The organism is Candidatus Epulonipiscium viviparus, from assembly GCF_000171335.1.
GTDB lineage: Bacteria > Bacillota > Clostridia > Lachnospirales > Cellulosilyticaceae > Epulonipiscioides > Epulonipiscioides viviparus.
This window is the reverse complement of sequence record NZ_ABEQ01000007.3, coordinates 16897-40925: the sequence shown is the minus strand read 5'-3', so window position 1 is coordinate 40925 and position 24029 is coordinate 16897. Positions and strand designations below refer to the sequence as shown.

The 24029-nt window shown below is 34.6% G+C and carries 20 protein-coding genes; 3 read left to right on the top strand and 17 right to left on the bottom strand.

Translation table 11 applies throughout. The annotated features are described in order from the left end of the window. Nucleotides 1-30: 30 nt before the first annotated feature. From recJ to EPU_RS01960, 3 genes are read left to right on the top strand one after another with little or no spacing between them, the layout of a single operon-like run. On the top strand, nt 31-2070 hold the full coding sequence (gene recJ, locus EPU_RS11230) for a single-stranded-DNA-specific exonuclease RecJ (RefSeq protein ID WP_010166276.1): 2040 nt from the start codon (nt 31-33) through the stop codon (nt 2068-2070). A gap of 3 nt (nt 2071-2073) precedes the next feature. Next, on the top strand, nt 2074-2586 hold the full coding sequence (locus EPU_RS01965; RefSeq protein ID WP_029487808.1) for an adenine phosphoribosyltransferase: 513 nt from the start codon (nt 2074-2076) through the stop codon (nt 2584-2586). A gap of 15 nt (nt 2587-2601) precedes the next feature. Next, entirely contained in the window at nt 2602-4824 is a 2223-nt protein-coding gene (locus EPU_RS01960) for a RelA/SpoT family protein (protein ID WP_010166272.1), read from the top strand. 86 nt (nt 4825-4910) lie between these two features. Here the strand turns inward: EPU_RS01960 and EPU_RS01955 are convergent, their stop codons facing one another. The 17 genes from EPU_RS01955 to EPU_RS01875 all read right to left on the bottom strand — a co-directional run bounded on the left by EPU_RS01955 (nt 4911) and on the right by EPU_RS01875 (nt 23949). Beyond that, a complete protein-coding gene (locus EPU_RS01955) occupies nt 4911-5462 on the bottom strand; it encodes a hypothetical protein (RefSeq protein ID WP_010166270.1) in 552 nt (183 codons plus the stop codon). 14 nt (nt 5463-5476) lie between these two features. Further along, on the bottom strand, nt 5477-8230 hold the full coding sequence (locus tag EPU_RS13845) for a DUF7922 domain-containing protein (RefSeq protein WP_052296440.1): 2754 nt from the start codon (nt 8228-8230) through the stop codon (nt 5477-5479). A 54-nt stretch (nt 8231-8284) separates the two neighbouring features. After that, nucleotides 8285-9136 carry a 16S rRNA (adenine(1518)-N(6)/adenine(1519)-N(6))-dimethyltransferase RsmA gene (gene rsmA / locus EPU_RS01945; RefSeq protein ID WP_029487805.1) on the bottom strand — a complete coding sequence of 284 codons (852 nt, stop codon included), beginning with the start codon at nt 9134-9136 and terminating at the stop codon, nt 8285-8287. Then, nucleotides 9137-9772, bottom strand: coding sequence for a stage II sporulation protein R (gene spoIIR, locus EPU_RS01940; RefSeq protein WP_010166264.1), 636 nt, complete (start codon nt 9770-9772; stop codon nt 9137-9139). A gap of 99 nt (nt 9773-9871) precedes the next feature. Next, nucleotides 9872-11038: a flagellin lysine-N-methylase gene (gene fliB / locus EPU_RS01935; RefSeq protein ID WP_010166263.1), complete on the bottom strand. Its 1167-nt coding sequence runs from the start codon at nt 11036-11038 to the stop codon at nt 9872-9874. Between the two features lie 3 nt (nt 11039-11041). Further along, nucleotides 11042-11284, bottom strand: coding sequence for a carbon storage regulator CsrA (gene csrA / locus EPU_RS01930; protein ID WP_010166262.1), 243 nt, complete (start codon nt 11282-11284; stop codon nt 11042-11044). Further along, nucleotides 11278-11676, bottom strand: a complete 399-nt coding sequence (gene fliW / locus EPU_RS11220) for a flagellar assembly protein FliW (protein WP_010166261.1) — start codon at nt 11674-11676, stop codon at nt 11278-11280. The genes csrA and fliW overlap by 7 nt, the downstream gene beginning before the upstream one ends. 91 nt (nt 11677-11767) lie before the next feature. Beyond that, the gene (flgL, locus tag EPU_RS12570; RefSeq protein WP_010166260.1) at nt 11768-12913 is read right to left on the bottom strand and encodes a flagellar hook-associated protein FlgL; all 1146 of its coding nucleotides are present in this window, start codon (nt 12911-12913) and stop codon (nt 11768-11770) included. A 15-nt stretch (nt 12914-12928) separates the two neighbouring features. Next, nucleotides 12929-14563: a flagellar hook-associated protein FlgK gene (gene flgK / locus EPU_RS01915; protein ID WP_010166259.1), complete on the bottom strand. Its 1635-nt coding sequence runs from the start codon at nt 14561-14563 to the stop codon at nt 12929-12931. A gap of 15 nt (nt 14564-14578) precedes the next feature. Then, nucleotides 14579-16315, bottom strand: a complete 1737-nt coding sequence (gene flgK, locus EPU_RS01910) for a flagellar hook-associated protein FlgK (RefSeq protein WP_010166258.1) — start codon at nt 16313-16315, stop codon at nt 14579-14581. Nucleotides 16316-16366: 51 nt separating this feature from the next. Further along, complete coding sequence (locus tag EPU_RS01905; RefSeq protein ID WP_010166257.1) at nt 16367-16876, bottom strand: flagellar protein FlgN; 510 nt, start codon at nt 16874-16876, stop codon at nt 16367-16369. A gap of 24 nt (nt 16877-16900) precedes the next feature. Beyond that, a complete protein-coding gene (flgM, locus tag EPU_RS01900; RefSeq protein WP_010166255.1) occupies nt 16901-17164 on the bottom strand; it encodes a flagellar biosynthesis anti-sigma factor FlgM in 264 nt (87 codons plus the stop codon). A 76-nt stretch (nt 17165-17240) separates the two neighbouring features. Then, a complete protein-coding gene (locus EPU_RS11210; RefSeq protein WP_010166253.1) occupies nt 17241-17651 on the bottom strand; it encodes a hypothetical protein in 411 nt (136 codons plus the stop codon). Between the two features lie 16 nt (nt 17652-17667). Continuing rightward, nucleotides 17668-18336: a ComF family protein gene (locus EPU_RS01890; protein ID WP_010166251.1), complete on the bottom strand. Its 669-nt coding sequence runs from the start codon at nt 18334-18336 to the stop codon at nt 17668-17670. Continuing rightward, on the bottom strand, nt 18333-20555 hold the full coding sequence (recD2, locus tag EPU_RS01885; protein WP_010166249.1) for an SF1B family DNA helicase RecD2: 2223 nt from the start codon (nt 20553-20555) through the stop codon (nt 18333-18335). Before recD2 ends, EPU_RS01890 begins: the two co-directional genes overlap by 4 nt. Nucleotides 20556-20622: 67 nt before the next feature. Then, complete coding sequence (locus tag EPU_RS01880) at nt 20623-22533, bottom strand: sulfatase-like hydrolase/transferase (RefSeq protein WP_029487801.1); 1911 nt, start codon at nt 22531-22533, stop codon at nt 20623-20625. Between the two features lie 72 nt (nt 22534-22605). Beyond that, the gene (locus EPU_RS01875) at nt 22606-23949 is read right to left on the bottom strand and encodes an MATE family efflux transporter (protein WP_029487799.1); all 1344 of its coding nucleotides are present in this window, start codon (nt 23947-23949) and stop codon (nt 22606-22608) included. Nucleotides 23950-24029 lie beyond the last annotated feature (80 nt).

Genomic DNA, 24029 nt, shown 5'->3' with positions numbered 1-24029 from the left:
TTTGACCATACTTTTTTATGAGGTGATCTGATGATTCCAAACAATTATGAATGGAAATTTCTTTCTAACAATCCAAACAAAAGTATTATTGATAATATATTAGCAGCAAAAAATATCCTCGATTCTGATAAAGAAAGTTTCTTAAATCCTAAAATAGCAGACCTTCATGACCCTTTTGCGTTGCTAGATATGGACAAAGCCGTGATTCGTATTTTAGATGCTATTTCACAAAAACAGCAAATCACTATCTATGGAGATTATGATGCTGACGGCATTACCAGTACATCTGTTTTATATATGTTTTTAACAGAAGTTGGTGCCAAAGTCAATTATTATATTCCTAACAGATTTACAGAAGGATATGGTATGAATATTGATGCCATACTTTATTTAGCCGATAATAAAACCGATTTAATTGTAACTGTTGATAATGGCATTACAGCAATAGCCGAAGTTGATTTTGCTCGCAGTAAGGGGATAGATGTTATTATAACTGATCACCATCAATGTCTCGATCAAATTCCAGATGCACATTGTATAGTTAACTATAAAAGGCCCAATTGCACATATCCTTCTCAAAATCTTGCTGGTGTTGGTATTGTATTTAAACTTATTACTGCCATAGCCACGACACTAAAACTTAGCTTAGAAGAATATGTATATAAATATTTAGATTTAGTTTCAATTGGCACAATTGCCGACATGGTTCCATTGCTACAAGAAAGCAGAGTTATAGCTTCGTTAGGTCTTAAATTGATCACGCATACTCGCAATCCTGGTTTGCGCGCATTGCTAAACATAATAAATAAGAATAGTCAACCAATCACCTCCTATACAATAGCTTTTCAAGTAGCTCCTCGAATTAATGCTATAAGCCGAATGTCTGATGCTAATCTTGCGATTGAATTATTTACTACGCAGGATACCCAAAGAGCTGCCACACTAGCTCAGCTACTGGATAATAATAATATTAAACGCAAAGCCAAAGAAGCCGAAATTGTTACCGCTGCCTTTGAATATGTAAAAAACAATATCGACTTATCCAAAGAAAAAGTTTTAGTCATTACTGGTACTGATTGGCATCATGGAGTATTAGGATTAGTTGCATCTAAAATATCGCAACACTATTATCGACCTACAATTGTCTGCACGCTTGATGGTGACAAATATGTTGGCTCGGCCAGAAGCATCGACGGTTTCAGTATTATTAATGCCATTACTGAACAGCAGCAATACCTCATCAAATATGGAGGACATACACAAGCTGCCGGACTTACAATATCTGCTTCCAAAATAAGAAACTTTACCGAAGATATAAATAAAGCTAATTATGAAATTCTTGACAAACAGCTCTTAACGCCAAAAATTTATATCGATGCTACAGTTCCTCTCTCAGAAGTAACTATAGATCTGTATAATAGCTTATCTGCATTAGAACCTTGTGGTCAAAATAATAGTAGCCCAATTTTATTGGTTAAAGGCAAAATTTCCAAAATTATTCACATGGGAAAACGATCTGAGCATCTAAAAATTATTTTAGAAGACAATAATAAATTCCTTGACGTTATTATTTTTTCACAAGGTCAATTAAGTAATTTTTTGAATAAAGGCGAAGAAGTAGAGATTGCCGGAAGTATATCCAAAAACGAATGGAACGGTAAAACGACTATCCAATTTATGATGACGGCCATTAGATCTGCTAATGAAACGACTTCATTATATTACTTGGAACTTTACACRAAATTTCAAAACTCTCCTATGACACATTTAAAAGGGCTTTCATATTATGAAATTACTCAATTAATACCTTCATATAGTGATTGCGCTGCTGTTTTTCAATATTTAAAAAAATATGCCGCTGATAATATTTCATTAAACCAATTATCTTTTACCCTAAAATTAAATGAATACAAAATTTTACAAATCATTGACATATTTTGTGAACTTGGTTTTTTGTCTTATAAATACAACAATAATAGCATATACTATAGAATTGAAAGTTATGCAAAAAATAAGCTCGAAAACTCTACTCGGTTTAATCAATTATCGCAGTTTTTGAAAGGAGAATAATTAATGGATTTAAAAACACTTATAAGAGATATACCAGATTATCCAGAAAAAGGGATTTTATTTAGAGATATTACCACTCTTTTGAAAGATCCTGTAGGATTAGCTTATTCAATCGATTTACTTTGCGAAACCGTCAGTAAAGTTGATTTTGATTTAGTAGTTGGTCCTGAATCTCGGGGATTTATTTTTGGAGTTCCCGTTGCTTACAATTTAAAAAAAGGATTTATTCCTATTAGAAAGCCTGGTAAACTTCCATATAAAACATATCAACAAAGTTATAATCTCGAATATGGAACAAATACTTTAGAAATTCATCAGGATGCTATTTTGCCAGGTCARAAGGTGATCTTAATWGACGATTTRCTTGCAACTGGTGGAACAAATAAGGCAATGGTAGATCTTATTACCAAACTTGGTGGTGAAGTTGTAATGGTTGTATGTTTAATTGAGCTTACTAGTCTTAAAGGTAGAGAATTATTAAAAGACATAATTGTAGAAACTTTATTGCAATATTAAGAAGGGAGGGACGATATGTCTAATACTTTTGAAAAATTGATTAAAGCTATCCAGGCGTATCACCCGTCTGATGACCTTAGTATGATTGAAAAAGCGTATGATATTGCATCTAATGCGCATAATGGCCAGCTTAGGAAGTCTGGAGAGCCATATATAATTCATCCACTCGGAGTTGCTAAGATTTTAGCAGATTTAGAATTAGATATCGAATCGATTACAGCCGGACTCTTACATGACGTTGTCGAAGATACAAGTATGACTCTCGAAGATATAGAATTGAATTTTAACAAAGAAGTTGCTTTGTTAGTTGATGGAGTTACAAAACTTAGCCAAATTAAATATCATTCTACTAATAAAAAAGTACAAAAAGAAGAACTCCAAGTAGAAAACTATCGTAAAATGTTTATTGCTATGGCTCAGGATATTAGAGTTGTCTTGATTAAACTTGCTGACAGGCTCCACAATATGCAAACGCTCAAATATATGATTCCCGAAAAACAACAAGCAATAGCTAGAGAAACTATGGATATTTATGCCCCTATTGCTAATCGACTGGGGATTTGTAAGTTAAAGGCAGAACTTGAAGATTTATCTCTTAGGTATATAAATTCCAATATGTATTATTATTTGGTCAAAACCATTGCCAAAAAAAGACAAGAGCGAGTAGAAATAACTAATCAAATCGTTGTAAAAATTAGAAACGAACTAGATAAACTTGGCATCAAAGCAAATGTTGAGGGTCGACCTAAACATTTTTTTAGTATCTACAAAAAACTCGTTAATCAAAATAAAACTATAGATCAAATTTATGACCTTTTTGCAGTTCGTGCGATAGTAGAAGATGTCAAAGACTGTTATGGAGTACTTGGAGTTGCACATGACATCTTTACTCCTATTCCTGGCAGATTTAAAGACTATATTGCTATGCCAAAGCCCAATATGTATCAGTCTCTACACACCACATTAATGGGACCAAACGGAGTTCCCTTTGAATTGCAGATCCGCACAATGGAAATGCACAGAACAGCCGAGTATGGCATTGCCGCTCATTGGAAATATAAAGAAGGCAAAATTGAAGGACTTTTTCAGGATACTTCGGAAGAAAAGTTAGCTTGGCTTCGACAAATTCTTGAATGGCAAAAAGACATGAGCGATAACGAGGAATTCATTTCTGCTATTAAAGTTGACTTAGATATCTATACCGATCAAGTATATGTATTTTCTCCAAAAGGCGATCTAATTACTATCCCAACAGGAGCGACACCTATCGACTTTGCATATTATATCCATTCTGATATTGGAAATAAAATGACTGGCGCCAAAGTAAATGATAAAATTGTTAACCTCGACTCCACTCTTAAAAATGGCGATCGAATCGAAATCCTCACTTCTGCCTCCAAAAAGGGTCCTAGCCGAGATTGGCTAAACATTGTTACAACTACTCAAGCTCGCAATAAAATTAATCAATGGTTTCGAAAGCAATTTAAAGAAGAAGATATTTTAAAAGGTAAAGATTTGCTCGAAACTAGTGCAAAACATAAAGCATATAAGCTCGCTTCTTTACTTACTCCAGAAGCTACTACTAACGTCTATAGGCGCTATGGTTTAAAAAATTGGGAAGCAGTTTACGCAGCCATAGGATATGGGAGCATCAAAGAGCAACAAGTCTTAAGCCGACTCATAGACGAAAATATTAAGGCTAACAAAGAAGTTATTAAAGACGAGGATCTCCTAAAAGGATTTGAAGATCAATTTATTCAACCTACAGAATACGTTAAAAGCAAAAGCGGAATTATCATAGATGACCTTGGCGATATTGCCATAAAATTTGCTCAATGCTGCAATCCTCTTCCTGGCGATGAAATAATTGGTTATATAACTCGAGGACGCGGCATTTCTATTCACAAAAGCAACTGCCCCAACATTAATTATATAATGAAAAACGAGCCAGAGCGCATCAGTCAGGCAAGTTGGCAAGATTCTGAGCTTCCACAAATGCAGTATATTACCGAAATACAGATATTATGTATCGATAGACCCAATATAGTCGCCGAAATTTTAAAAATACTAAACGATATGAGTCTTGATATCAAATCTCTTAACGTCAAATCAATTAAAACTCACGACTTACTATTTAATGTCAAATTTATTATATCGCATAGACGACAACTCGAAGAAGCTATCCGCAAAATTATTAATATCAATGATGTCAATGAAGTCCGTCGAGTTGAAAGTTAAAACAATGAGGCTAATACGTTTAGATGTATTAGTCTTCAAATACAAATAGAGCCGCACATTACAAATGCACGACCCAATAATATTTCTTATATTGTTGCTATCCAATATCCGTTTCCAGACCAGGTTGATCTTGATGATTTAGGCTGCTTTAACACAAATTCTATAATATTGTCAACTTTTGGAAATTTTTTCTGACTTTTAAATACAAGTGCTGGAATTCCAACATAAAATTGATTTCGTTCTTGATCTTTGCCCAATATAAAATAATTATAGGACTTTATGTTTTTTACTTGCTTTAACCACTCTGCATTTATTTGAGGTAATGTCAATAAATCACTTTGCATTACTGTTACCCAATCTACAGGAAATTGCCCGTCAAATGGTACCGCCTTCAACTTGTTTTTCATCAAATAATTCAATTGATCAAATTCACCTTTATATGTTTCAACCTCATCTTTGACAACTATATCTCTAAAATTACTGTCTAAATCATCTTTCATATCTTCAGCAACATCAAGCATTTCTAATTCATCTAATTCATCCATATCAACTGCCTTACTAATTTTATACAATGATGCTAGGTCATCTAGCGGTTCATCATCATCCCATTCTGTCTCTTCTTCATCAAATTCAATCAAAATTTCGTCTCTGTCTAAATTAAATTTTTTTTTACCAATGCATTATCTTCGACGTTTATTGTTTTATTGTCTCCTATTCCTATATTTCCCACTTCTATTGGAACAACTGCAATGTTAATGTGTGGCTCTATAGTCTTATTGTTATCTTTTATTACTACAGGATTATTTTCATACTTACCCACAATTTTTTCTGGTCTTTCCGTTTTCGGTTGCATTGCATTCATATGATTCGCTTTTTTAAAGGCTTCTATCCTTTTTAGCAAATTTTCCAATTCAATATCTACTTTCTTATTATCTTTATTCAATGTGGTCTGTATCAATGTCTCTATTTCTGCCTTTTTATCTAACCCAGATTTAGCATTTATCTGATCTTTTAAAAATCCTACATCGCCTTCTTTGGGTTCAACATCCTTTTTATTCTGGAATGTTTTGATTAAAAAATTCATTGCCTCACTAAATTGCTCATCAACAGTCTTTCCCGACTTATCGCATCCACAATCTGCGTTTTCAGCATTTGCACCTGCAGAAACTGGCTTTTGACTCACAAGATCTCGAATTATTTCATTTGCATTTTCAACTACCTTGGGATCAATTGTTGTATTTTCACTTGTTTGATCTGATTTTGTTACTGCACTTACTATATTCAAAATTTCTTGAAAATCAACCTTCTTATCATTAGACTTTGACTTATCACCAAGCAATCCTTTAATTAGGTTTGTAAACTCTATAATATCTTCTAAGTTAATACCCGATACTTCTGGTTTGACTAATGGCGTCGTTTGTACTCTCTCCGGTTTAACTAATGGTGTTATTTGAACCATTTCTGGATTTGCCGCTGGAATATCAGGCATTATTTCCGGTGAAGTTGTTGTCATTGGTGTTGCTGCMGGAGTTGTCGGCTTTGCCATTTCTAACGGAGCCATTGGTGTTGCTGCCGGAGTTGTCGGCTTTGCCATTTCTAACGGAGCCATTGGTGTTGCTGCCGGAGTTGTCGGCTTTGCCATTTCTAACGGAGYCATTGGTGTTGCTRCCGGAGTTGYCGGCTTTGCCATTTCTAACGGAGYCATTGGTGTTGCTGCCGGAGYTGCCGGCTTTGCCATTTCTAAYGGAGYCATTGGTGTTGCTGCCGGAGTTGTCGGCTTTGCCATTTCTAACGGAGCCATTGGTGTTGCTGCCGGAGTTGTCGGCTTTGCCATTTCTARCGGAGTCATTGGTGTTGCTGCCGGAGTTGCCGGCTTTGCCATTTCTAGCGGAGCCATTGGTGTTGCTGCCGGAGTTGTCGGCTTTGCCATTTCTAACGGAACCATTGGTGTTGCTGCCGGAGTTGTCGGCTTTGCCATTTCTAACGGAACCATTGGTGTTGCTGCCGGAGTTGTTGGCTTTGCCATTTCTAACGGAGTCATTGGTGTTGCTGCCGGAGTTGTCGGCTTTGCCATTTCTAACGGAGCCATTGGTGTTGCTGCCGGAGCTATCGGCTTTACTATTTCTGATGAAGTCATTGGTGTTGCACCTGATGCAACTGGCTTCGCTATTTTCAATGAATCCATTGCTTCTACTGCTGTCAAATCTGTTGCAGGCATCACAACCGGTTCAACATTCACTTCATGCTGTAGCGCCGGGGTTGGCATTGATAAATTTAATGTTTTTACCAAATTTTCTATTTTTTCTGATATCGAAATAATATCATCTAATTTAAATCCAGCATTAACACTCTTATTTTCAAAATTTTCTAACTTATCAGCCATTTGTTTTACGTGCATCAAAATTTGCTCTTCTACAGAAGACATACCAGGTATATGCATCATTGGACTTGTTTTTGATGCCGGCATAATTGTAGGGTCGTCTATTATTTTTTTGTTAGCATCAGGCGGTGGATCACACACCAATTTTCCATCGCATACCAATTCTTTTACGACTTTTCCTATCAATTCAGTTAATTCGTTTGATTGATTACTTTCTAGCAAATACTTAATCTTCTTTTGAATTCCTTCTTCTATCAAATGCTTAACATCAAGCACTTTCATATTGCCATCTTTTTCTTGATTTTCAACCTCTAATGCAATTGCCTTTTTTATATCATTAACAATCATATCAGTATTATTATCTATTTCTTTTATCGCGACGTCTGCACCTTGTACTATTATATCTTCTATTTTTTTGTCAGCTTGGTTTATTCCTAAAATTTTATCTACCTCATTGATTGCTCCCTGAATATTGCTAGCCGGACTAGCAGTGTTTAATACTTTATTGTTTTTATCTACTGCAACACTTTCTTTAGGTGTCAATGTCTTCTCTACTTTTGTCGTTTCGACATATTTTCCAGTATTTTCTCTTTTATATCTTGTCTCATCTGCATTAGCTGGTTTTGGCAAAGCACGTTGTATTAATGGAGAAGGTGAGTATGTAGCTCCCCCAAAACCGGTAAGAACAATTTGTGTATTTCCTATACTCACTCCTTCAATAACTACAGCAACTCCATCAATATCTTGTCGCACCAAGCCTTTTCCGCCAATATCCTTTAGGTCTATTTTAAACGTTGATTGCTTATTTTGGCTAGGCTTAGTTAGCTCTCCTAATCGTACAGCTTTATTTTGCGATTTACTCATAAGATAACAGACATAATTATTTGTCTCAGAATCTTTTAAATTGTCTACATATAATTTCACTCGACCAGGCATTCCAATAGTAATATGACCTGTTACAGGCTTTCCATTATTAGAATAACCACTGATGTTTTCTTCTAGATTAATAAAAGTATTTGCGGACATAACTCGCTCTCCTTTACATTATAATCACTTAATATTACATATATATGAATTAGTTTATTGAGTAGAACAAATCAAGTTAGATAAAATTGCAAATTCACTAGTCCCTAAAGTTTCTCCGCGAACGTTTTCTGCTATATCCGCAACCTCCAAGAGATTTTTGAGTTGTTTTTTATCAATATTAAAATTATTTGACAGCGTGTTCAAAATAGTTTTTCTTCTTTGAGAAAATGCTGCCCTAATCACTTTAAAAAACACCTCTTTATTTTTTAAATCTACAGGCGGATTTCTATATAACTCAAGCTCTATCACGGCTGAATTTACTGTTGGACGCGGCAAAAACGAATGCATAGGTACATTTGCAACCAATCTCACCTTTGCATAATATGCTATACTAGCAGAAATTGATCCATATTCCTTYGTTCCTGGAAGTGCAGTAATTCTGTCTGCAACCTCTTTTTGTACCATCACAGTTATATTAATAAATGGTAATTCACTTTCTAAGAGCGCCATAATAATCGGCGTCGTAATATAATATGGTAAATTTGCAACCACTTTTATGTTTGTYTTTCCTTTCAAAACTTCTTTCAAATCCAACTTCAAAAAATCCTCATTTATTAATGCAAAATTATCGTATGAACCAAATTGATTATTCAAAATAGGAATCAATTCTTTATCTATCTCTACTGCAATTACTTCTTGGGCATGTTCAAGAAGCTCTTGTGTTACGCTTCCTATTCCTGGGCCAATTTCCAATACACAATCATTTTTTGAAATATTTGCAGCAGAAATAATTTTAGTTAATACGTGCTCATCTATTAAAAAATTTTGTCCATATTTCTTTTTCAATATAAATGGATATTTCGATAGTACCGCCTTGGTACCTCCTGGTGTAGCAATCTTATTCATCTAATTCAAAACTCCTTCTAGCCATTCTAATAGCTTAAATCTTATTTTATATGGTTTTTCCTTTTGAAATGCAACAATTTCGTATTGAGCATCAGTTAAGTTTTTCTCAAGTTCTTCTTTTCCTTCCAAAGGCAACACCCCCATTGAAGCATCTACATAACATAATGGCGGAAACATTACGCACCACCAATTTGCGCCGGAAGCCTCTCCAATTAAAACTCGACAGGCTTCATAAACTCCTGCAGGAAAGATTATATCCCCATACTTTTTTGTTGGAAACTGCACTTGGGCTATCTCTACTCTTACATCATAATTCTTATCACGCGAAGTAACAACATTTTCTGCAACAGCTTGCATCGCATCTATGTTTTTTAGCAGTAATCTTCTACTTTCATCAACAGAATCTGCAGTATCCAAAAATGGTTCCATATATTTCATAACAGCATCTCGAACCTCTTCCTTTAACTGTTGATCTTCTGCTGAATCACTGTTTGCAAGCACATGAAAGCGAATTACATCGTCTTTCAAAAGTTCACTAGCTTGTTTAGCAAACAACAAAGTATCAAATACTACGGCCATACCAAATAAAATTACCAGTATAGCAGATAAAATAACAGTGTGTTTATCAATTTTCATCCAAGCTCCTCCTTCATATTGGATATTTTTATGTACTCTCTCAGTTATTGCCCAGATTTAAAATTTTTATACATAAAAAAACTACCAAATTTCTGGCAGTTAATTTGTCATAAATTTTATAGTAGCAAATAATGAGTTATTTTTAAACCAACGATTCCAACTAGGATACATAATAGTAGATATTTTTGCTCCCATTACAATTCTTTCAAAAAAATATATTGCTTCTACAATAACTTCTTCTATATCTAAACTCTTATTATAAAAACTCAATACTAATATATTTAGATTAATCATGTCTAATTTAAATAAGAGCATTCGCAGCTCATCAGTAGTCATAGCTGCCCCTACTGGAAAATCTTGGACAAACATTTTGTATGCTATATAATTTTCTATTATATGATTATAACTTTTATTCTTCTTATAATTCACAAAAGTTTTCGAATTTTTAATTAAATTATAAAACAGCTTTTTCGGTTTATGATCTTTGTTTTCTAATATCTCCATTTTGAAATATTTCAATTTTTCCTCATAATCTTTAAATATTATATCTTTATTTTTTTGTCCACATACCTTCAACATATCATCAACAATTTCACTATAAATAGCCATTTTTAAATTTGTCTTCCCCGCTATAAAATCTTCACTATCATCTACTACCGCTTCATCCATTAGATCAAATGTATTTTCTTCATTTTGATCCACATACTCCAGAAAATTCGCTACCCACAGCAGTCGCTCCTCCAGTGAATATGTTCTATCTTGGATCATTTTTATACAGATTTCATTTAACTGATTATGAAACTTTTTTACCTTTGAATCTTCCCATTTTAGTCTAATCCAATACACATTCGGCTTTTCTTCCTTATCACTATAAACAAATTCTATTGGTGCAACAGAAGTTAGTAGCAACTTTATAGCCGGTATACACGCCAAATCCAAGCTTTGGGTCCATTTATCTCCAAAAATTCTATAATATCTCGGAAACTGCTTACATATTTCTGGCATATTATCTGGCCCCAATTTTTTATATATTTCGCACAACTTATCTTGTCCCAAAAAACTACATTCTTGATTACTTTCTTTCAGTTTAATGGATTTATTATCCAAATTTATCTTATCTTGCCATTCTTGCGCAAAATCAATTAGATTTCTATATTTTGCATATGTTTCCACATCTATCCGAATTCTCCAACCTTGGCAACAATTATATTTACACGCAGCACCTATACATATAAACTTCTCAAAGTGTTTTGGCTGTAAAATCATATCTTAACTCTCCTGAATCGATTCTTTACTAAGCAAATTTTTTAACGTAGCTATCTCACTTTCATTCTTTATAGAAGATTTATTACTTTTAATGATTTCGTCATAAACTTCCTTTCGCAATATTTTTATATTTTTCGGAGCAATCAATCCCAATTTCACCTTACTTTCTCTTGTTTCCAACACTTCAATAATGATATTATCATTAATTATGATAGCCTCATTTACTTTTCTGGTTAAATTTAACATAGAACCCCTCCTAACAGTATTTTTAATTTTTCACACGTCTGATATTTTTCTCCTTCCACTATTACCTGAGTTCCCAGACGTTTGCTCACATTAATTAGTATAGGGGCTTGCATATTTACTGTTATATCATTTTCATCTTTAGCCAATTTTACAATTACATATAAAATTAACTCATCTTCGCTCGTTGCATCCACCTCTTCAAAATATTCTTCATTAATTTCTGGACTATATTCTAACTTAAACAAACTCGGTGACAATATAATAAACTCTATTCGCGGCTCTTCTTTTACTTGCAAATAATATAGTCTATTGCTTTCATCCTCCAAAATCAAATAATCCTTATACTCCTCAAAACCTAATATCCCTTTATTAAACCTAATGATCTTTTCCATAGTCATCCCTTTCTATGTTGCTTTATTTATTAGTATAACAAAAAAAAGGACGCAGTATACGCCCTTTGCAGATTAAAAGTTTTATTATATTTTAAATATAGTCGGCTAAAGTATTCATTACTACCTGAGAAGATGCTTTTAGTGCACTTTGGTAAACCATCATTTGTGCATTAAATTCCACAAATATCTCTTCTATATCCACATCTTCTGTCTCTGATAGCAACTCTGTAAAAGTTACCTGATCCTCTGCCATTTTCCTCTGAGTCAGTTCCAACCTCACCTGCCTACTTCCTCCATCTGCCATACGTTCCGAAAGAGCACTTCTTGTCTTGTCAATATCTTCTATAAGAGCAGATAATCTTTCTATATCATCCATCTCCACTGCCTCTACGATATTATCTACAACTTTTTCATAGTTTCCTACAAAAATATCACTCAGGTGTGTTTCGTTAATTTCTAGCTCAATCCCAACGCCAATTTCATATCTAATATCCTGATCTGCCGTATTACCTACAACATCGGGATTTGCAGTACTGGCTGGAATTTCTGTCTCTGCTGTGAACACAGTTCCTTTCGGAATAAACGATCCCTTAGGAACAACCTCTCCTGGGTTAAATATTGTGTTTGCCGGAACTTCCTCTCCCGCGGCATATGGTGTTCCTCCTAATGTCGTCGCCTTTGGTACAACCATAGGTGAAGTTAAAGTTAATCCATTTATTCCAACCTTCATATCTTCTGATAATTGGATATCTATAGAGCTGGTAATATTTTTTGCCAAAGTAGTATCTACATCATAGTAAACTGGCTGATCAATTTTATGCCCCGAAAATACAAACCGTCCTGCGTACGAYGTATTTAACTCATCTTTAATTTGCTCCGATAGCTGCAATATATCAGACAGAATCTTCTCTTTATCTTCTTGAGTCAATGCTCCTGTTGATGCTTGGTTTAGTCGCGTCTTCACTTCTTTTAAAATCTCTTCCATGTTAGAGATAGCGCCATCAGAGATTTCCATCCAACTCATTGCCTCTTTAGTATTTTGCTCATATTGCTCCGCTTCTGTTACATCAATTCTCAGTTTTAACGAACGACCTGCTATTATCGGATCATCAGATGGACGCTCTATTTTTTTTAATGTACTCATTTGCATATATATTTTGTCTAATTGCTCCATATTGTTAAACAGTGCATTCATTGCGCCATACTGTACCATATTATTAGTTATTCTCATGCTCATATTATTGTCCCCCTATTACCAGCTACCCATCCTGTTTATTGTAATATCATATATGTTATCCAGCGTAGACATAACTTTTGCCGATATCTGATACGCCATATTGTATTTAATCAAATTCATAAACTCTTCGTTATTGTCAACCCCAGAAACTGCCATTCTCTGATTTTCAATTTCCGATATTATATTGCTTTGAGTTTTGGCATACATCTGTGCTTCACTGGCATTAACTCCCATCGCACTAAATATAGAAATCATATAGTCTGTTGGCGTACCTTGGCTAAAAACATCCTGATTATTTTGTTGATCCATCAAATCTAGCAACAAATCATTATTCCCTGGATTGGGATTATAATATATTTCCGAATTGTATGGTGGATCTAATTTAGGGTCGTTTATAACATCCATTCTATGTTCATAATTCGTACGTATATTCTTGTCACTCTCTATTATTTCTAATGATGTTGAAAAGTTTTCTGCCGTCATTTTATTATAGTCAAAATTTGGATCATTAGATGCTATAATAGCGCTTGTATCCTCATCTCGATACGAAAATAACGCATATACAGGATTACCCAAATCATCTAGTATTTGCTCTCTATTGCCATTTGCATCTATAATATCTCCTTGGTTATAAATCCTATTTAATTCTTTTGAAAAGTCTCGCACAAACCGATCCAGCCTATCCTGAAAATATGGTATCCCCGTATATACTGGCTTATGCGTAATTGGATCTAACCCTGCACCCTGCCCATCTCGTACATCTAGCAACCCTTTTAATTTTCCAGAAAAATATTCTGATGTAGTATTAAATACAGCTTTATCATCCCATACAATATCATACAATCCATCGATATCTCTCGGGTGCTTCTTAGTTTCTCTAGGCTCCACTTCTAACAATCTAATATCTTTGTGATCTACCAAAGTTTGCCCATTCACATACACCTGAAACTGTTTCTCGACGCTTCCATCTGGCTTATGCATTTCCACTTCTTTTGCCTCAATATTCACAAACTGCGATAGTTGATCAACACAATGATCACGTTGATCTCTAAGTTCATTTGCAATCTTTCCTCCGTGCAATTCATAATTTTGAATCTGACCATTTAAACTTTGCACCCTACTTGCCATAAGATTAATCTGATCCACTGTAATCTTCAACTGCGCATTTATATCTGACTGTGTTTCAGACAACCCGGATGCCATTTCATTATAATAATCAGCAAACCCAATCATATACTGCCTGAGTGCACTAGCTTTTTCTGTGGTATTTGGATCTTTAGATAGATCATCTAAGCCATTAAAAAAATTGGTATATATTTTAGTAAACCCTTCATCTTTGGGCTCTCCAAAAATATTCTCTATTATAGCCGTCTGTTCTTGCTTTATTGAATACTCACCAAGCATATCGCTATACTTCCATATTTTTTGATCTAAAAATGGATCTCTAACCCTCTCCACACCTGTTACCGTAGTCCCTGTACCTATCATACCAACCCCACCACCAGGCAGTGGATTCCATGCTTCTTGCTTTATCTCTTGCCTAGAATATCCTGGTGTATTTATATTATTAATATTGCTACTCGTAACAGATAGTCCTTGTTGAGCTGCAAATAATCCTGACATAGCAACTGTAATTTCTCCGAAAGCCATAATTTTTTCCCCCTGTTACATCTTATTTATAACAACATCCATCATTCCATCTAGCACGGTTAACATCCTTGCTGAGGCATTATAGGCATATTGATATTTCATCATCATCGAAAGTTCTTCATCTTGTGAAATAGCAGACATAGACCAACGCTCATTATTTACGCTTTCCACTGCCTCCATTTTCTCCGCAGCTTTATTCGAATATATATATCCCTTTTGACCAATATCTGTAACCAGTTCTGCATAGAAATCTGTTACATTCAAAAATTTACTCTTTGGTGTCGATTTAGGTTTCACTCCCGTTGCGGGATCTACTTCATCATACCAAGTCTTTGGCTCTCCCCATTTAGTTAAAAAATCTTGAACCAACTCATTACTGCCTATGTTTCCTGGATTATTTGGATTTCCATCGCTATCTACAATAGGTACAGTTCCCAAATGGTTATACCCACCTTCTGCAAGCAGTTTAGTATTAACTTCAATATTCATTGCAGTTAGATGAGGTTCTATAGCTGTATAGTATTGTTGCATTTCATAATTATAAGCATCTATATCTGCCTGAGTAATATTATTCATATCAACCGCTATCTTTGTCATGTCAGGAGCTGCTGGTGCCTTATAAATAGGAACAAAAATAGGAGGTCCTATAATCCCTTTTTCTAATCCAACGCCATATCCCGAAAAACTTTCATTCATCATCATTACAATTTCTTTTGTAAATACGTCTAATTTCTTTTGAAGCTCTGGAATAATAAACGAATTTCCTTCTGCATCTACACTATAGTTATCATTAATCGCGATATCGTCCCATTCAGTTGCAGCGTTGGCTGGTATTGATCCTCTCGAAATTAGTAACGCTTTTAATGCCCCCGAATCATTGCCATTGGCTGCAGTTACCGCTTCTTTGATCGTATCAGAAGTCACGGTAAAATCAAACAAAGCATCTCCTGTATTTCTAATAATCGGATTTACGTACGGACTTTTAGGTGCAGTTTGTTCTAGATCAATCTTTGTGATAAATCCACCTTCTAACAATGCAGTTCCATTGCTCCCACTAATTTTTACTATTACAGTCGAGTCTGGTTGCTCCGCATAATTAATATCGATATATCCTGAAAGTTCGTCTAGTGCGTTATTTCTTTTATCTCGATAGTCATTGGCATTTGCAACACCGTTTAATTCTTCTTCTATTATCTTCTCATTTAACGTATGAATTTCATCTACTAACTCATTAACTCTTCTAACCATAGATACTATTTGCATATTTAAATTTGTCTGATAATCCTGCAAGCTCTCTTGAATATAGTTAACCTTTTTTATCAAAACATTTGCGTTCTGAATAAAAGTCATTCTCTCTTCCAATCCCGCTGGATTAGTAGCAAGCTTTTGCGTTTGTCCCCAAAAGGCATCCAAAACTTTGCTTAATGACTCTCCATTAGGTTCATCCAGAATAGTTTCTATCTCATTAATTGTAGTATTTTGGGTTTGATAAAATGATAGCTTTGCATTTTCTTGCCTATACCTTTCATCTGCAAAGTTATCTCTGATTTGTCGTATCTCTGTTTCGGACACACCCATACCAACTTGCTGAGTATAGCCCCCATACTTTCTAACATCTCGATACCCTGTTTCATGTTGGAGCAATTGTTGCCTTGTATAGCCTGGTGTATTTATATTCGCTAAATTATGCCCAGTAACCATCAAGCCTTTTTGAGCCGCAGTTAGGCCTGATACTGTTGTAGTTAAATTCATATTATATCCCCCTCTAGTTCTACCTCTAGTTATCTTTTCGGTAACTTTCTGTTATTTGCGCGCATCAAATACTCGCCGCATTTCTTGTACATTTTCATATCCTGGTCTAGAATACCCAACTTCTATTCCCTGAAGTCTGGTCGTTTGTATAGCATTTAAAGTAAATTCCACAAAATCCATCGATTGTTGAATCAATCTTTTGTTTCTATTATTTTGATTTTTTACTTTTTCCATAACTGCAAGCAATTCTTTTCGTATATTAATAAGCTCCTTACAGATTTCTTGTTCGGGGCCTATTTTGGTTATAATTTTTGTAAGAGTCAAATCTTCTAAATTTAACCCTGTTACTTGAGAAATATCTTTAAAGGTTTCTTCTCGCTTTCTATCCAAAATGTCCACTCTACCAATAAATTCCTCTTCTCTACTTACCACTTCTTTTAAAAAGTCTATATCCTTTTCCACCACTGCTTTTGCCTTATAGGTAGCCAAAGTATATAGACCTTCATAGCATTCTTTTTGTTCTTTTAAAACATTAACTAGTTCGTGTGCAATCCCCGCCATATTGTCTCCTTACTATTGTCTCATTTATACGATAAGCTTATTAAGAATCTTTTCGCTTACATCCTTTGCACTAACGTCATATGTCCCGTTTTGAATTTGTTCTTTTAAAAAATTGACTCTATCCATCCTAACGTCTTGAGATTCTTTAACCGCTTTAAATGCAGTTCCAAGAACTTGGGCTTCATTCGATATTTCGATTTCATCTTTTGGTGAGGGGACTTGCCTTTTGGCTTGCCCCGCTTGGTTTTGGTATATCTGGGTTATCTTGTCTATATTGCCAATACGCATCTAGGTTCCTCCTATTTGAATTATTTCATCTGCTTATAATTTATATCGGCATATTTTTACAGAACTTTAAGCAATTTTATCTGCGGCTAAACATTCCGCCCGTTGCTGGCCCAGAGGGTCTCTTAGATTGTACTGGAGTATTTTTTAACCCCGCTTCTGTATCGCGCATTATTTCTTTATTACATTTGTCACAAACCTTGCCTTTTTTAATTTCATCTCCACACATTTGACATGTTAACGTAATCGGAGAACTAGCGGATAGTATAAGTCTACCGGAAGCGATAAACTCTTCGATCAATCTTGGAGAAACACCTAAATCTTCATGAATTTGTTTAATCGTTGCTTTTTCGTTGTCTCTAATATACTCTTTAACTTCTTCGAATTGTTTTTCTTCTTCTTTAACACATTGCGTACAAATTCTTCTACCATAACCCTGATACTGAAATATTTTCTTGCATCTCATACAAGTTTTGATTTCTATTGCCATAAAACGCCTCCATCCTTCATGTTATACAAACAACGAAAACATACACTTTCTTAATATTTTCATAGCGTTGTCGTAGTACTTTGACACATTCTCTGATAGTACTCCCTGTTGTATAAATATCATCTACAATTGCAATGTTGACGCTGTTTACAAAAAATATATCGTCAGCTTGATCAATTACGTTAATAGAATTTGCAATGTTTTCTATTCTTTCTTCTATTGTGCATTTAGATTGTGCTTTAGTTTTTCTATTACGTTGCAAAATGTCCAAAGTTTTTATTCCTAAAATTTTTGAAAGGCTTTGTGATAAATCTGCCGCCTGATTAAATCCTCTTCTATTTAATCTGTTTTTTGAAACTGGCACCGGAATAAAAGCATCGATATTTTTTATCTCTTCTTCATCTAGCTTATAACTAAATTCCTTTGCAAAAACATCTCCATATTTACGCACACCTGTATATTTCCATCTTGCAATAGCTCTTTTTGCACCTTTTTCATATCGTAACAATCCTATTATGATATCAGATTCACAATGCGGACACTCATACTCTTTAACCATTTTTTTACACCGCGGACAATAATTACTTTCTAGCAATTTTGTTTGGCAACTATTACAAATATGACCCTCTGGTATTAACTTCTTGCATAAAGCACATAAATTAGGATAAATTAATTTCTTTATCATATGCTCGACCTCAAATGATGTAACAACGAAGTATCTCTCTCAACTTCTTTATTATTGCTAATCATTTTTCTTATTGTTTCCCGATTTCCAACTATTATAACCATTTTTTTTGCGCGCGTTACTGCCGTATATAATAAATTTCTACTAAGGAGAACTGTCGGCCCCGAAAACAACGGAAGTATTACAATCGGATATTCACTCCCTTGAGATTTATGAATCGTGGTAACATAAGATAAATCTAATTCACCTAAATTAGCATATTCATAATCTACTCGCTTTTTACCGTCAAACTCCACAGTAATAACTTTTTCGTATTTATCGATCTCTTTAATAACCCCCATGTCTCCATTATAAACTCCCATACCTTCATCAACCACAAGACCACTGCCTGCAGGTACTTTCCAGATTAAATTATAATTATTTTTCGTTTGCATTACTTTATCACCAACTCTATAGAGAGTATTTCTATACTCATACTCCTCTTTATCGTCACTTTTTAAATTTAAAGCGTTTTGCATCACTCCATTTAATTCATGTACTCCCAAAAGTCCCTTTCTCATCGGTACCAAAATTTGAACATCCTTCATAACATCCAAATCTTCATACTTTGCTGGCAATCTCTTTGTCATCAGATCTACTAGCGTATTCTTTACATCATTCTGTGTCTTTTCATCTATAATAAAAAAATCTGATTTCTCCTTATTGGCGATGATCTCTTCACCATGATTGATTTTATGTGCATTGATTATTATTGCACTCTCTTTAGCTTGTCGAAATACTTGCTCCAATCTTATCACTTTAATCTTACCACTCTTTATTATATCTCTAAGAATATTGCCTGCCCCCACAGATGGCAGCTGATCAGTATCTCCAATTAATACCAATCGTTGGTTACATCGAAGCGCTTTTAAAATTGAGTCCATCAAATATATATCAACCATAGATATTTCATCTACTATTAGAACATCTGTCTCCAGAGGATTATCTTCATTTCTACAAAAAAATTGACTCTCAAAACTTTTATCTTTATTAAAAGCAATTTCTAACAACCGATGAATCGTCTTTGTTTCTGCTTGAGTTGCAATCTCCATTCTCTTTGCAGCTCTCCCTGTTGGCGCCGCTAGCAATACAGTCTCATCCAGCTTAGCTACCATGTGAATTAGAGCTTTTATTATTGTTGTTTTACCTGTGCCTGGCCCTCCCGTAATAACTGTTACCCCTTTAACCATTGAGTTTATTATTGCCTCTCGCTGTTCTTTTACTAAATCTATCTTCAACTCCCGCTCCGTCTGTGCCATTTCTTTTCTAACATCAAAGTTCGCATTCAATTTTTTTTCTGCTGATGCCAATGTCATCAATCTTTTTGCTATTTCTTGTTCTTTATAATATAATGCTATATTACAGACCATCACTTCTGAATCATATACTTTTATTACCAATTTTCTCTCTAAATTCAACATTTCCATAGCATTGTTTACCAATTCTATATCTACATCTAACAATCTCATAACTTCTTGTTCCAAAAATACTTTGGAACAGCATGTATGCCCGTCAGATTTAATAGCATTTAAAACAAACAATATTCCAGCTTTTATACGTCCCCAATGCTCTCGTTCAACGCCTATCTTTTTTGCAAGTTCATCAGCCTTGGTAAAGCCTACCCCCTCTATGTCTCTCGCCAAAGCATATGGATTTTCTTTCAACACATCTAGTGTCTTTTCCTTATATTTATCATAAATTTTTATTGCCATCACTGCAGAAAATTCATATTCATTAAGAGCTAACATAACATTTTTCAACTCATACTCACTTTTATATTGCTCTGATATACTATATGCTTTTTCTTTTGATATTCCAGGTATTTGAGTCAATTTACTTGGTTCTTGATCAATAATTTCAAAAGTTTTTTCTCCAAATTTATCTACTATCTTTTTTGCTAATTTTTCACCAACGCCAGATATCAATCCAGAACTCAAAATTTTTCGTATACCACAATTTTTTTTAGACTCTAACTTTACAAATGAGCTGACTTTAAATTGCTTTCCATACGATGGATGCATCATATATTCACCAAATAATTTTACTTCATCATCAACCTTAAGTTCAATCAATAATCCAGTACACACCACCTTCTCATCTTCATACATAATTAATATAACAGCATATCCGTTCTCTCTGCTTTGATAAATAATATCTTCTACTGTTCCTTCTAAACTCATATCTTATCCTTTATCTTAAAATTAAAAAAGGACACGAATTACCGTATCCTTTAGGTTTTTACATTTATTATTGTAAGTCGAGTGCATCTAATACCATTTTTGTCTTAGTCCATTTATCTTCTTTCCAAAGCTCTTTATCACTCATACCTTCTGGAATTGTCGTATCAATTCTAGCTGCAATCATATTTACTGCAGAATCCATTGCTGCCTTAAAACGAGCATTTCCTATCAACGATTTTTCTACATATACACGCTTAGAAATTATTCTATACGCTTCTTCAAATCGCTCGTCTCTTGTATTTGACATAAGATCCAAAATAAACATAGCCAAAACATAATTATTGGTAATTTTTGCAACGTCTTCTACCACTTTAGTATTGCCAATTCTAAATGCATTATATACACGCACGGTCTCATATTCATCATTTATAAATTTATCAAATGAGCCATCTTTGTCACACATAAATTTAGTAAGCAACAACTTGAGGGCAGGATTTGTAACATTTTGGTCTAATTCCTTGCCTTCCATTCCATTTTTCCATAGCTGAATACATTCTTTTACAGGATAATATTTATCATTTTGAAGAATTTCATATGCTGTTAGTCCAGTTTCTCTAATAAACTCATCCATCAGCGCTTCCTCGATTAATGCATCATCTCTATACGTTTCAATATATTCAAACATTTTGTCGCGCAATCTCAATGTCTCTGCTGGTCTTTGTTTAGCAACGTTTTCTAACGAATTTTCATCGTTTTTTAGATCAAACAGTTGCTCATATACGCGAGGCATCTGTCGGAACAATGCACGTCTGTCGGTATCATCAATGTTATGCTTATATCCTTGCTCTATCATAGAACGATTAAACCATGGTGATTGAACAGTTTGATACACATTGAGTTTTTTTCTATGGCTAAGTGCAAAGTCACAAACATAAACCAAATCTTTTTCATGGATGCTTCTGGAGTTTTCAAATCCCTCGTCGCATCTTGCACCAAATGAATAGATCTCTTTTACATCGTCAACTTTTTTATCACCCAAAAATGCTTTACCTTGCAAAATTGCAGGAATTTCTTCTTTATTGATCGATAATGCGGTAGGTAAAAAGTCTATAAAACAAGTCAAGCGATCACAAACTTTTCCAGTCGGCGAATCATAAGTGTTAATTTGATTTTCAATCTCTTTTGGAACGTGCACTAACATAGGAACGTGTACACCTTCATTCCATAGATTGATCTTTCCTCCCGGAATTCCATGACCATTATCTCCTACAAAAATAATTATGCTATTATCATATAAACCTTTTTCCTTAATTGCATCTATTGCCTCGCCAAACATTCTATCCATAGAAGTCATTTTTTCATGATACTGTGCCCATATTTCATCTGCTTCTGCAGTTTTAAAATGATATCCCGGAATCTCCATCGTTTCACGAACCTGATGCTCTTCTTCTTTCAAACGAGGCATACTAGATCTGTGTTCCGCAGTATTGTCGGTGTATCCATATTGAGATTGATGCGTACTAGCATTGGTTTGAAGCATAAATACTGGCTTGCCTTCTGCTTGATTAATTTTCTCTATTATATCTGTTGCAAAAGTTGGAGTGTCCTTAGATCCAAAGGTCATCTTAGCATCATATCCACCTTCGGCACCTTCTTCAAAATTAAAGTTAAAATCAGTTTTTCCGATTACTGTATAAAATCCTGCTTGTTGCATGTACTTACCAAAATTTTTAACCTGTGGCGGCAGATCATAAAAACTTCTATGATTACCCACTCCCGCCGTGGTTGCATACATACCTAAATTTAGCGACGTTCTAGCTGCAGAACAAACTGGAGCTGCAGAGTAGCAATAATTAAAYTTAATATTTTCTTTTGCAAATTTATCTAGGTTTGGTGTCTTTGCATTAGGATCACCATAACAACCTAAGTTAGGACAAATGTCTTCTGCTAAAATAATAATAAAATTATACTTGTTCATAAAAAATCCTTTCTATATTTAAGATAGTATACTTGTATTATACCATCATTTTCCTAATTTGTTAATACATATTTATATCTTTTTTGTAACCACCACAACTTTAGAGGACTTTTTCAACAAGATAATCGCAAGTATAATTGCACACACTTCTGCAAAAAATACACTCAACCAGATTCCATCCACACCTAACAATGCGGGCAATGTTGAAATTCCAATAACTATGAAAATAATTCCCCTGCTTGATGCGACGATGACGGACTGTGCTCCTTTTCCTATAAACGTAAAATATCCAGAACTCAAAATATTGAATCCCGCCAATAAAAATGCAAACCCATATAATCTTCCCCCATTCGATGCCATTGCAACTAGTTCTGGATCATCTTTGATAAATAGTTGTGCCACATCCTCTCCAAAGAAAAATAACACCACACAAATAATCATACCAACAACAAAATTTATTATATATGCCGTTTTCATAATTGCTCTGACTCTTTTCATATTTCCACTTCCATAATTATAGCTAACAATCGGCCCAATTCCATCTGATATTCCAAAGAGCATCAAAGTTGCAAACAARGCTACATAGTTGATAACTGTAAAAGCAACTACGCCATCAGCACCTGCTATTTCCATCAGCGCCACATTAAATAACAATACACATACAGATCCTGAAATCGTATTTACCCCTTCTGATGCCCCGTTACATATTACCGGAAAAATACACTTTGTAGAAAATTTTCCTTCTATTATATTGATAGAATTCTTTTTATTTAGCATTGGTGGCATTACAACCAGCATTGCCGAGACAAATGCAGCTCCTGTTGCAATCGCAGCCCCTGCAATGCCAACCCCTAAGCGCACAACTAAGATATAATTTAATGTTAAATTTGTTAATAAGCTTAATATACAGCCTCCAAAATATAACTCTGGTCTACCCACTATTCGATCCAAAAAACCCCAATAGACCATCAGGCAAATAGGCAATGCGAATAACGAATATATTCTAATATATGTCACCGAGTCTGCCAGCAAAACTACATCTGCGCCCAATGCTATCGCTATTTTTTCTGCAAACAAAAAACCTCCTGCTGTCATTACTATCGAAAGTACAATAATAATTCTAAAAAACGTCTGAAAGGTATTCTTTGCTTCTTCTGTTTCGCCCATTCCCAAGTTGATGCCTATATGGCTTTGCGCACCTATRGCACAGACTATTCCTATTCCCAAAATTAGTTGTACAAAGGGGCTTGCTATATTAATRCTCGCCATTGCCGTTGCCCCAATAAAATTTCCAACAAATAATCCGTCTATTATAGACTGGGCTCCAGTAATTATCATCGCTAACAATGCTGGAATTGTAAATTTTATGAATAACTTGCCAATCCYTTCTTTCAACAATAAATTATTCTCTACCACAACATCCCCTCCAATTATTATCTTAACAATAGCCGTTTTTTGCGCATAAAAAATACCACAGACAATCCGTGTCCATGGCT